Raw genomic sequence first — 12676 nt, 5'->3', positions numbered from 1 at the left:
GGGTGACGCGTCCGATGTCACGCCGTGTGCTTCTCTTTGAGGCGGACGTCGCGACGATTATCCACTCGATGGATCCAACCTCTATTTTTCCGTACAAAGAGCGCCCCATGCAGCGTCTTTCCGGGGCCTTCGTCGATGCGCTCTACAAGCGCATCGAACGGACCGACCCGTCCTGACGAAGAAACGCCGCGTTCCGTGAACTTCCTCGCAGGGTCGCGTATATCTGGGTTGCGTGGCTGATATTCAAGAACATGGCAGGAAATGAGGACATCTGCTGCCGACGCTATGCGCGTCTTGACGTCGTCATCATCGTCGAGCGCTTCATGTTTTGCGCGCCACCCGAGGTCGCGCTCACGCGCCGAGACCAGACGGAAAGGTTCAGCCGGGCCGTTCGCGTTTCCGCTTGCGCTCCTTTCACCGGACCGCACCAAAGCGCTATTTTTAATCGCACGATCCTTCGGAGCCGGTTGCATGGACACGCTGCTTTTCTGTTTCATCGAATGCGCTCCGGTCATTTCCAAGTGGAACGCACGGGGGTCATTTCTCGATGGAACTCAACAGAGCGAGGACCATGCAAAAGTCCAGTGAGAAGAGCCCAAATTTCTCTGGATTTTCCTTTACCCGACCTAGGCCTTCCGCCAGGGTGTCGTCTGCGCCCGAGGCACTCTTTCTGGGTAACATCCTAAAACCCTTTGCAAGCGCTTAACGCCATGCCTGGCCTCTTCCCTACGCCTCCATCAAAGTCAAAGCGAGATCGTCAGACCGCCGTGTGGCGATGGTGAGTTTATGCACCGCGATTGTCCACCTCACCCACTGAGCTGGAGGAACACGGGTCGTCCCCGAAAGATGAAGACCGGAACGAAGGCTACGGAATTCGATCATACGCTCGTCCGGAAACCGTGTGCCTGTGGCAGCCGCCATTCATGAAAAGTTCAGTTTGGGTGGGTTACGGAACTGCAATGTTTCGCAGAATGACCATCGCCACGCCAATCTTCTTGTCTTTTCAGACGAGCATTCGGCTATGCTGGTCATTTAACCCAAGCTTCGCATTGCGAGGCACAATCGTAAATTTTGGATGCCATGAACATTGAAATCATAGACGACGTGCCCGCGACAGCAACGCCGACGCAACCTGTCGATCCTTATCAGGGAATCAGAGGTGCGCTGTTGTCCAATGGCGAGTTGACAGATGAGGCGCGTCAGCTTGCCAAGACGCATGAGCTCAATGTCGCCAGCTTTCAGAATTTTGAATTTTATCAGAGGCATCGCGAGAACGAGGCTGAAATCCTGCGCGTTTATCGCGCTGCCGCAGCTGATGTGGACGCAGGCGAACCGATTATTTCCGCGGCCGAATGGCTGCTCGACAACCACTATATCGTCGAAGAGGCCATCCAGGAGGTGCGGAGGGATTTTCCGCGGAAATTCTTTAGCGAATTGCGCACGATCGTGATCGATGGTGTTTCCATTCCGCGGACACTGGCGCTCGCCTGGCTCTATGCCGTCCACTCGCACAGCAATGTCAGCCGTGCGGGCCTTGCGGCTGTCGTTGATGGTTTCCAGGACGCCGAGACGTTGCGGATCGGCGAGCTTTGGGCGTTGCCCTCGTTGGTGCGCTACGTTCTGATCGACAATCTGCGCCGCGTTGGGACCCTTATCGACGCCAGCCGCCAGATGCGGAAGAAGGCGAACGAACTTGCCGACCAAATCACGGCAGCGACGGGCAAGGCTTCGGATCTGCTCGGGCACAACAGCGCGCTCGTTTCTGATCCGACCTTCGTAACACAGCTTCATTACCGCTTGCGCAATGCGATCGAGCCCATGGATGAGGCGCTTGCCTGGCTGGAAGCGAAGCTCACTGAGGCCGGCACAGACATACAGGCCGTCGTGAACCTGGAGCAAAGCCGCCTGGCGGGCGGCAATGCGATGATGGGAAGCATTATTCGCAGCCTTCGCGAGATCAACGATACGGACTGGTCGACCTGGGTCGAAGAGGTCAGCAAGGTCGACATGCTGCTTCTGACCGAGACCGACTATCCACAACTGGATCCCGGTTCGCGCAATGGCTACCGCAGGCAGATCGAAAGGCTTGCCAAGCGCAGCGGCAAGTCGGAAATGGAAATCGCCCAGGCCGCCGTCCGACTGACCAAATCCGCCGATGCGGAACCTGCCGATCTGTTTTCGCCCGAGCGCAATGTCGGCTACTATTTCGTCGGCGCCGGCCGTCGCATACTTGAAGCAACCGTCGGCTACCGGACGCCAGTCAGCCAATATCTGTTGCGCGCAATGCAGCGCATGAACTGGCTGGCGATCGCCGTGCCGGTGCTCTGCCTGACGTTGATCGCGCTGATTTTTGTCGGCTGGGCCATGACGCAGTCGGGAACGGCCCTTTCCATCACGGTCGCCTTGCTTGTGTTGCTGACACTTCCCGCGTCCGAAGGCGCGACGGGTCTGTTTAATTTCGTGGTCACGAATTTCGTCAGGCCGGAACGGCTGATCGGATACGAGTTCAAGGAAGGCATTCCGGACGATGCCCGCACGCTGGTGACGATCCCTTCCCTGATCGGCAACCGCAACCATGTCGACGAGCTCGTCCGCAACCTCGAAGTCCACTATCTCGCCAATCCGCTCGGCGAACTCTATTTCGCGCTGCTGACCGACTGGCCGGACAGCAAGGTCGAGCAATCGCAGGCCGATCTGGACGTTCTTGACTATGCCCGCAGCGAGATCGCAGACCTCTCGGCCCGCTATGCGCAGGACGGCAAGACCCGTTTTTATCTCCTGCACCGCCGCCGCCTCTATAGTGAGGGCGAAGGCGTCTGGATGGGCTGGGAGCGCAAGCGCGGCAAGCTGCACGAACTCAACAGGCTGCTGCGCGGCGATCGCGACACCACGACCTTCCTGCCCGGCGCCGATATCGTTCCTGAGGGCATCCAGTACGTCATGACGCTGGATTCCGACACGCGCCTCGTGCGCGATACGGTCACCAAGCTCGTCGGCAAGCTCTATCACCCGATCAACCGCCCGGTGCTCGATCCGGAAAGCCGGAGGGTCGTCAGCGGCTATGGCGTGCTGCAGCCGCGCGTCACGCCTTCGCTCACGACCGGCAAGGATGCATCGGTCTTCCAGCGCATCTTCTCCGTCAACCGCGGTCTTGACCCTTACGTCTTTGCGGTCTCGGACGTCTATCAGGACCTGACCGGCGAAGGCACCTTCACCGGCAAGGGCCTCTATCACGTCGATGCCTTCGAGAAATCCCTTGAGGGCAAGATCGAAGAGAACTCGGTTCTGAGCCACGACCTTCTCGAAGGCTCGATGGCGCGCTGCGCACTCGTGACCGACGCCGAGCTCGTCGAAGACTTCCCGACCCGCTATGAAGTCGAAGTGTCACGCCAGCATCGCTGGGCGCGCGGCGACTGGCAGCTTCTGCCTTATATCTTCAAGCCCGAGCGCGGTGTGACCGAACTCGGTCGCTGGAAGATGTTTGACAACCTGCGCCGTTCCTTGACGCCGATCGCCTGGTTCTTCGCGTCGCTGCTCGGCTGGGCCTGGCTGAACCCGCTCGGCGCGCTTCTCTGGCAGATGCTGCTGATCTTCAGCCTGTTCGTGGCGCCGACACTGTCGCTGATCAACGGCATCATTCCACGCACCAGCGATATCGTCGCCAGAGCCCATCTCCATACCGTCTTGACGGATATACGCGGCGCCAATGCCCAGGTTGCGTTGCGCATCGTCTTCATCGCCGACATGGCATGGGTGATGGCGGATGCGATCGTCCGCTCTGTGTATCGCCTTCTGGTCAGCCGCAAGCTGATGCTGCAGTGGCGCACGGCCGCCAGCGCCCAGGCCGTTGCCCAGAAGACGATCCTCGGCCATTACCGCGTCATGTGGCACGCCCCCGCACTTGGCGTGATCGCCGTTTTCTTGGCCGCCTTGCCGGGTGACAGCGCCTATCTCGTCGGCATCCCCTTCGCGCTGCTCTGGATCCTGTCGCCGGCCGTTGCCTGGTATGTCAGCCAGTCCGCGGAGACCGAAGACCGCCTGGACGTCCCCGAACAGGTCGCCAGCGATCTGCGCAAGATCGCGCGTCGGACCTGGCGCTACTTCGACCAGTTCGTCATCCCGAGCCAGCACTTTCTGCCGCCGGACAACGTCCAGCAGACGCCGCATGCGGTCGTTGCGATCCGTACGTCTCCGACGAATGTCGGTGTTTACCTCCTCTCCGTCGTTTCGGCGCGTCATTTTGGATGGATTTCGTTCGAAAACGCCGTCACCCGCATCGAACAGACGCTCGCAACCGTCGATCGCCTGGAGAAGTATCGCGGCCATCTGTTCAACTGGTATCACACCGATACCTTGAAGCCGCTCGGACGCAAGTATGTCTCCGCGGTCGACAGCGGCAATCTTGCCGGCCATCTGATCGCCGTATCGTCGGCCTGTCGCAGGTGGGCGGAAGCGCCCTTGGCGCATACGCGCGGCAATCTCGATGGCCTCGGCGACGTTGCAGATATCCTGCGCGAGGTCCTTGCCGAGCTTCCGCAGGAAGACGAGGCGATCCGCGCCATCAAGGCTCGCCTCGTCGAGCTGATCGCCGGCTTCAAGACCGCGCTGGAGACGGCCAAGGGGCATGACGCATCCTCTGCGCAAGTGACCCGCTTTACCGAGCTTGCCACGGACATCGAGCGGCTGGCGCGAGACCTCGATCGTGATGTCAAGACCGGTCGCAGCAGCGAAGTCGTGCGCTGGGCAAACAGCCTTGTCCTGACATGCCGCGCTCATCTTTCGGATGGCGACGTTGATGCGGCGAAGGCTGAAGAGATCCGCACGCGGTTGCTCGCCGTTGCCGATCGCGCGCGCGACACCGCCTTCGCCATGGATTTCAGCTTCCTCTACCGTCCCGAACGCCGGCTGTTGTCGATCGGCTTCCGCGTCGAAACCGAAGAGGTGGATGCCGCCTGCTACGACATGCTCGCCTCCGAGGCCCGCCTGACCAGCCTCTTTGCAGTCGCCAAGGGCGATCTGCCGACCGAGCACTGGTACAAGCTAGGCCGCCATGTCGTCGCCGTCGGTTCGCGCGGCGCGCTGGTCTCCTGGTCCGGCTCGATGTTCGAGTATCTGATGCCGCCGCTCGTCATGCAGGAGCGCCAGGGCGGTATTCTCAACCAGACGAACAATCTGATCGTTCAGGAACAGATGAATTATGCGCGCCGGCTCGGCACGCCCTGGGGCATCTCGGAAGCGGCTTTCAACGCCAGCGACCACCAGATGAATTATCAGTATAGCAATTTCGGCGTTCCGACGCTCGGCCTGAAGCGCGGTCTTGGCCAGAACGCCGTCATCGCGCCCTATGCCTCGATCCTCGCCAGCCAGTTTGCGCCTCAAGCGGCACTCGAAAATCTCAACCGGCTGCGGGAACTCGGTGCGCTCGGCATGTACGGCTTCCACGATGCCGTCGACTTCACACCGAGCCGCGTGCCCGAGGGCAAGAAGTGCGCTGTCGTCTACAATTACTATGCGCACCATCACGGCATGTCGATTGCCGCAGTCGCCAATGTCGTCTTCGACGGCCTGCTGCGTGAACTGTTCCACGCCGATCCCGTGATCGAAGCTGCCGAGCTGCTGCTGCAGGAAAAGGCACCCCGTGACGTGCCGAAGATGACCGCAAAGCACGAGACTGACGCGGTCGCCATGGTCCAGGGCGACCTCATGCGTCCCGAAGTTCGTCGGGTGGAAGATCCGGCATCGCGTGAACGCGACATCGTCCTTCTCTCCAACGGCCGCCTTTCGACCATGCTGACGGCAACCGGTTCGGGCTATTCGCGTTGGAACGGGCTTTCCGTCTCGCGCTGGCGTGCCGATCCGACCGAGGATCGTTGGGGCAGCTTCATCTTCCTGCGCGACGCCTCGTCCAATGAATGGTGGTCCACGACGGCCGAGCCACGCTCGATTGCCAACGAAAATACGCGCACGAGCTTCAGCGACGATCGCGCCGAGTTCTCCAAGACCGTCGGAAACCTGACGAGCGACCTCGAGGTCTTCATCGCCAGCGATCATGATGCCGAAGGCCGGCGCCTGACGCTGACCAATACGGGCACGGAAGATCGGCTGATCGAAGTCACCTCCTACATGGAGCCCGTGGCTGCGCATGACGGCGTCGATACCGGTCACCCGGCTTTCGCGCGCATGTTCCTGAAGACGGATATCAGCGAAAAGGATCATACGATCTTCGTCGAGCGCCAGAAACGCGAGCTGACCGATCCCCAGATCGTGATCGCTCACCTTGTCGTCGACGACGGCGATTCCGCCTCCGCCACGCAGTTCGAGACCGATCGCATGCGTTTCCTCGGCCGCGGCAGAAGCCTGACCGAAGCAGCCGCATTCGATCCGGGCGCGACCTTGTCGGGATCCGACGGTTTCACGATGGATGCCTGCGTATCGCTGCGGCGTGTCGTGCGCGTTCCGGCGGGCGAAAAGGTTTCCCTCACCTTCTGGACGATCGCTGCTGCGACCCGCAGCGAACTCGAGACGGCAGCGGCCCATTATCGCAAACCGGACGTTTTCACCCAGGAACTCGTTCAGGCCTGGACGCGCACGCAAAACCAGCTGCGCCAGGTCGGAATCAACTCGAAAGAGGCCGCGATCTACCAGCGACTGGCCCGCTACCTCGTCTATCCGGAAATGGCGATGCGCGCAGATGCAGCTGCCGTTCGCCGCGGTCTTCAGCCGCAATCGGTCCTCTGGGCTGCGACACTATCCGGCGATGCGCCGCTGATAACATTGCGGATCACCGATGAGCTTGGCACAGACCTCTTGAAGGAACTGCTGCGCGCGCAAGGCTTCCTGCAGTCACGCGGCGTGGAAATCGACCTCGTCATCTTCAACGAGCAGACCGGCACGCCTGCACAGGATATGCAGCGCACGATCGACCAGCTCTGCGACGCGGCCCGACACACGAGCGAGATCGCCGGCATCCAGCGCAACATCTATACGCTGCGCAAGGACATGACCGAGCCACGCACCTATGAGGCCATTCTTGCGGCATCGCGGATCGTGTTGCTCGGACGCGATGGAAACCTGCGAGAGCAGCTTGAGCACGCGCTGACGATTTCGGGCTCTCCAGCCGTTCTCGGCCAATGGGGCGATTCCACGCTGGTCCCCCGGATGAGGCGCGAAGAGACCGCTTCTTCGACCGTCGACGGCGCCGACCTGGCGTTCTGGAATGGATATGGCGGCTTTACGCAGGACGGACGCGAATATGTCATCCGTCTTTCCGGGGGCGAGCCGACACCGCATCCGTGGATCAACGTGATCTCGAACGGGAAATTCGGTTTCGGCGTTTCGGCGGAAGGTGCTGCATTCACCTGGGGCCAGAATTCCCGCGACCATCTGTTGACGCCGTGGACCAACGATGTCGTCATCAATCGACCGGGCGAAGCATTCTATCTACGCGACCTCGACCGCGCGGCGACGATCGTACCCTATGCCGCACTGGCCCAGGACGCCTCGACGCGCTTCGAAGCACGTCACGGTCTTGGCTATTCGGTCTTTTCGACCGAGCAGGAAGAGATCGCGCTGACAGTGACGCAGACGATCGACGCCGAGCGGCCGATCAAGCTGACGCAATTGCGCATCAGCAACAAGTCGTCCGAGCCGCGCAATCTGCGTCTCTACGGCTACGCCGAGTGGATTCTCGGAAGCCATCCGACCAAGACCAAGCCGTTTATCCTGTCCGAATACGACCAGGGCTCCGGTGCGATCTTCGCGACCAACCCCTTCAGCGTCGATTTTTCCTCGCGTGTGGCAACGTTCGCGGCAAGCGAGACGGCAACCAGCGTTTCGGGCAGCCGGCGGGAATTCGTCGGGCGCCACGGCACGATGCAACAGCCGCGTGCAGCATCGGGCGGCATCGTCCTCTCCGATTCGATTGAACCCGATGGTGATCCGGCCGCCGCCATGGCCTTCGACCTCACGCTTGTCGCTGGCGAGACCCGTGAAATCGTCTTCTATATGAGCGACACGGGCTCCACGGAGGAAGCGAGAGCGCTCGTCGCGGAGCTGCGCGGTGAAAGCTTCGATGACGTCATCAACCGGACGAAGGCCTTCTGGGCCGACTTCACGGGCAAGGTCCACATTACCACACCGGATCGCAGCCTCGATTTCCTGGTGAACACCTGGCTGCCATACCAGACGCTGAGCTGCCGTATCATGGCCCGCACGGCCTTCTATCAGGCGAGCGGCGCCTGGGGCTTCCGCGACCAGTTGCAGGATTCGCTGGCCTTCCTCAGCCACTCTCCGCAATATGCGCGCAACCAGATCCGCAATGCCGGACGACGCCAGTTCGTCGAAGGCGACTTCCAGCATTGGTGGCTGGACGATAGCGGCGCGGGCGTGCGCACCAACATCTCCGACGATGTCGTCTGGTTTGCCTATGCGCTCGACCAGTATCAAACCGCGACCGGAGATCGCTCGATCCTCGACGAGACGCTCCCCTTCATCGAAGGAGCCGAGCTTAGTGCCGGTCAGCACGATGCGTTTTTCCAGCCGCGCATTTCGGCCGAGAATGCCTCGCTCTACGAGCATGCCGCACGCGGTCTCGACCTTGCGATCAAGCGGACCGGGGCGAACGGATTGCCGCTGATGCTGGCGGGCGACTGGTGTGACAAGATGAATCGCGTCGGCGTCGAAGGACGAGGCGAGAGCGTATGGCTCGCCTGGTTCCTGCTTGGCACGCTGAGCCGCTTCGTCGGGATTGCCGAAGAGCGCGGCGACACCCAACGCGTCAACCGGTGGTCCGACCATGTCAGGATCTTGAAGCAGGCGGTCGAAGCGGCCGGATGGGATGGCGAATACTATCGCCGCGGCTTCTTCGACGACGGAACGCCGCTCGGATCCAGCACATCCGATCAATGTATAATCGATTCCATGCCTCAATCCTGGAGCGTCTTGTCAGGACAGGGCGATGCGGAGCGCAGCACTCGCGCGATGAACGCGACGCTGGAGAAGCTCGCCGACGAGGACGGACAGCTGGTTCGGCTGCTGACGCCGCCCTTTGTCAATCCGGCACACGATCCTGGAAATATCGCTGCCTATCCCCCGGGCGTGCGCGAAAATGGCGGCCAATACACGCATCCGGCGACGTGGGTGGTCATGGCACTTGCGCGCATGGGACGGCCGGACGACGCTTGGCGCTGCTTCCAGATGCTCAACCCGATTCAGCACGCGCTGGATAAGGATGCGTCGGAAGTCTATCGGATCGAACCCTATGTCGTTGCCGGTGACATCTATGGCGAAGGAGCGTTGAAGGGGCGCGGCGGGTGGAGCTGGTATACCGGCTCGGCCGGCTGGCTCTACAGGGCTGCGCTGGAAGGCATTCTGGGCATTCGGATCGAGCAAGGTGTCCTGTTCGTCGAGCCCAATCTGCCTCGCGACTGGAGCGGCTTCGAAGCGAAAATCCAGCTCGAAGGCAAAGAGCATCATATCGCTGTATCTAAACCCGTCGACAATGCCGGCCCGGTGGTTCTCATCGACGGAGAGGAAATGAAGCGGATTGATGGGGGACCCCGTCTGAACTGATGCATGACCGGTTTCATGCGTATTAGGCGGGCGGCGGATTTATCTGCCGCCTCGTCGAAAACGAAATTCACTCGATCGGCTCGCGAGGCAGGATAGGTTGAAACGGGGAGTGATGGATGTCGGAAAATCTCGAGCTAATGGGTGACATCGCTTCCCCGGTTTCGATTTTTCCGACCTGGTCCGATCTTCAGTGGAACCCGACCAGGGCGGCGGCAGGTCGATCAAATCCGTCCACTGGCTGACGATCCTGGGCAAGGATATTCTCGAGCGCCTGGGCGGACACGAGACGCTCACAACAGCGCTCGGGCCGCATTGCTAAACGTATTCCCGCAATGGCGGGATCGTAATCCGGGCCGGCGATCAGCCCCGGTTCGGGGACGTAACGCAAGGCATTGTGCTCGACGACTACCGCCGGGCTGCCGAGGCCCTGAAGTCCGTCCGCTTCGAATCCTGTCGCCGCGCGTTCGACCCCGGAAGCGATGAAGCACACCCAGCGCTGGCTGACGCGTTTCGATTAATATTGTCCGCGTTAGAAATTCCCGAAGAGTGAACCGAGCACAATGACCACCACAAGGGCAAGGAGGGCTCCCACGACGGCCGCCATGACGATGTCGAGGTATCCTTCCCTGTGGGTTACGCCGCATACGGAAAGCAGCGTTACCACCGCACCGTTATGGGGCAGACTGTCGAGCGTACCTGAGCCGATGACGGCGACACGGTGCATCAATGCCGGATCCATGCCGATTGTGGCTGCGATTTTCATGTAGGTGGGGCCGAGTGCATCAAGCGCGATGGTGAGGCCGCCGGAGGCGGAACCGGTAAGCGCGGCCAGAATGTTGGTCGCCACCGCCAGCGACACCAGCGGGCCACCGCCGATGGAAAGCACCCATGCGCGCACATCCGCGAATACCGGCAGCGCAGCGATGACGGCGCCGAAGCCGACAAGGCTCGCCACCGACAGGATCGGCAGGACCGAGGCGTTGGCGCCGGCCGTCATGGTCGCGCGCAAGGCCGGTATGCTGCGAAAATTGATCGCGATGACGGTGATGATGGCGGCGAGCAGCGCGACGATCACCGACCAGACGCCTCCGACCGCCGAGACGCTCGTTTCGCCCCATTGGGGCAAAGCGAGGAACGAGGTATCTATGCGCGGCAGGACAATAAAGGACATCAGCAGGTTGATGATGATCACCACGATGACGGGCAGCGCCGCGAGCACGATGGGCGGACCTTTGGCCGCCTCCTGGCTGTGGTGAACCTCCACCGGGTCGAATTCGCGCGCAGTGGTGGCTCGCTCCCGCACGATCGGATCATCCGCCGCAGCTTCCGCCGATTCAGTCGCGAGCGCAACCGAGGGACCGAAGCCCTCTCCGTTCGCGCGCGCCAAAACCTCTCTCCGCTTCAGCCACCACATGCCGAAGCCCAGCATGATGACCGAAGCGATGACGCCAAGCCCGGGTGCCGCGAAGGGGGTGGTGCCGAAGAACGGCATCGGAATGGCGTTCTGGATGGATGGCGTGCCCGGCATCGCCGACATGGTGAAAGTGGAGGTGCCGAGCGCGATGGCTGCCGGCATCAACCGGCGCGGCACGCCCGCCTCGGCGAACAGTGCTATGCCCATGGGCGCCAGCACGAAGAATGCGACGAACAGGCTCACTCCTCCATAGGTGACAATGGCGCCGGCCAGCACCACGGCGAGGATCGCGCGCTCCGCTCCGAGCTTTTGCGTCATGAAATTGGCGATCGAGGATACAGAGCCTGAATCTTCCATCAGCTTGCCGAACAGCGCACCAAGCAGGAATAGCGGAAAGAACTGTGCAATGAAGTCCGCCGCATTGCGCATGAAGGTCTGCGTCCAGCTTGCGAGCAGCGGTTCGCCGGAAAAGGCGGCTGCGATCAGGCCCGCAAGCGGCGCGAGGATCAGGATGCTCGCCCCCCGGAAAGCGAAAAAGATAAGGACGGCGAGACCGACGAGGATGCCAAGAAGCCCCATGGCTCAAACCCCTTCCAGGAGCACGTCGAGGTCGATCGAGGATTGGACGCCAAGCATATGGCCATGCCTGTCGAGGAATACCTCGGCGCTGTTGCGTCCCTCCTCCTTGAGCATGGAGAGGAAGTCCCATTCCGCATTGAGCTTGGAAGAGTAGCCGAGCGTCGCCATCAGCGGGTTCGGCACCATGTGGACGCGCATTTTCGCCCATGCGGCTCCTTCGGCGCTGCCGGGGTCGGCCACCTTGCGCAGGAGGGCGATCATGCGCAACTCCTTGAGGGCCACGGCATTGAACGAGACCTCGTTGAGCCGGTTCATGATCTCCGCCGCCGTCTGTGGCGTGCCGGGGCGCTCGACAGGATTTATCGGGACGAGAATGGTGTCGTCGGATTTCAGCTCGCGCACCAGTGGCGTAAGCGTTGGATTTCCCGAATACCCCCCGTCCCAGTAGTGCTCGCCATCGATCTCGATGGCCTGAAAGAGGGTCGGCAGACAGGCCGAGGCGAGGAGCACGTCCGGCGAGATCTCCGAATTGCGGAACACCCGGCCACGTCCAGTGCGCACGTTGGTGGCAGTGATGAAGAGGCGGATGGGTGATGTCTTAAGCCGGTCGAAGTCGATCTCTTCCTCAAGGATACGCCTCAGCGGGTTCACGTTGGCGGGATTGAGGTCGTATGGAGAGAAAAGACGGGAGATGACGTCCATGCCGATGAACATGGGCGATGTATCCATGGTCCAGCGGCCGAGCATCCGGTCCAGCGGACTGCGCTGGAAAGGAGAGAAGCGAGCGGCATCCGAGACTGCCCGCCAGTAGCGGTCGAGCGCTTCGCGCGCGCCTTCCGGCCCGCCATGGGCGAAGCCGTCCGCCAATACCGCCGCGTTCATGGCCCCGGCAGACGTGCCGGAAATGCCCTCGATGCTCAGCCAGCTTTCCTCAAGCAGCCGGTCGAGCACGCCCCAGGTAAAGGCACCATGGGCGCCGCCGCCTTGCAGCGCCAGGTCCACGAGGAGGAGGGAGCGGTCCATATCACGCAGCCCTGATCATCTTTTTCCGCCCTCTGATATGAGAAATCGAATAGGTTGAGTGAGTTCTGGCACAAATCAAGCGATCCGAAG

At 61.4% G+C, this 12676-nt stretch carries 5 protein-coding genes; 1 reads left to right on the top strand and 4 read right to left on the bottom strand.

The features are described 5' to 3' along the window. Window positions 1-17: 17 nt before the first annotated feature. Window positions 18-521 carry a hypothetical protein gene (locus tag EV561_RS32320; protein ID WP_207910633.1) on the bottom strand — a complete coding sequence of 168 codons (504 nt, stop codon included), beginning with the start codon at window positions 519-521 and terminating at the stop codon, window positions 18-20. Window positions 522-1080: 559 nt separating this feature from the next. On the opposite strand from EV561_RS32320, the gene EV561_RS32315 reads away from it, so the two are divergent. Next, window positions 1081-9570: a glucoamylase family protein gene (locus EV561_RS32315; protein ID WP_132527993.1), complete on the top strand. Its 8490-nt coding sequence runs from the start codon at window positions 1081-1083 to the stop codon at window positions 9568-9570. A 187-nt stretch (window positions 9571-9757) separates the two neighbouring features. Here the strand turns inward: EV561_RS32315 and EV561_RS38140 are convergent, their stop codons facing one another. The 3 genes from EV561_RS38140 to EV561_RS32295 are packed head-to-tail and all read right to left on the bottom strand — an operon-like array spanning window position 9758 to window position 12586. After that, on the bottom strand, window positions 9758-10060 hold the full coding sequence (locus tag EV561_RS38140) for a hypothetical protein (RefSeq protein WP_245513134.1): 303 nt from the start codon (window positions 10058-10060) through the stop codon (window positions 9758-9760). Between the two features lie 39 nt (window positions 10061-10099). Next, window positions 10100-11563, bottom strand: coding sequence for a GntP family permease (locus EV561_RS32300; protein ID WP_132527992.1), 1464 nt, complete (start codon window positions 11561-11563; stop codon window positions 10100-10102). A 3-nt stretch (window positions 11564-11566) separates the two neighbouring features. Continuing rightward, on the bottom strand, window positions 11567-12586 hold the full coding sequence (locus EV561_RS32295; RefSeq protein ID WP_132527991.1) for a patatin-like phospholipase family protein: 1020 nt from the start codon (window positions 12584-12586) through the stop codon (window positions 11567-11569). Window positions 12587-12676 lie beyond the last annotated feature (90 nt).

The organism is Rhizobium sp. BK376, from assembly GCF_004341625.1.
Taxonomy (GTDB): domain Bacteria; phylum Pseudomonadota; class Alphaproteobacteria; order Rhizobiales; family Rhizobiaceae; genus Rhizobium.
This window is presented reverse-complemented; position numbering and strand designations above follow the sequence as displayed.

Excerpts from the sequence above, each read along its gene's own strand:
- EV561_RS32315 (WP_132527993.1), top strand. The coding sequence starts at position 1,081 with ATGAACATTGAAATCATAGACGACGTGCCCGCGACAGCAACGCCGACG.
- EV561_RS32300 (WP_132527992.1), bottom strand. The coding sequence starts at position 11,563 with ATGGGGCTTCTTGGCATCCTCGTCGGTCTCGCCGTCCTTATCTTTTTC.
- EV561_RS32295 (WP_132527991.1), bottom strand. The coding sequence starts at position 12,586 with ATGGACCGCTCCCTCCTCCTCGTGGACCTGGCGCTGCAAGGCGGCGGC.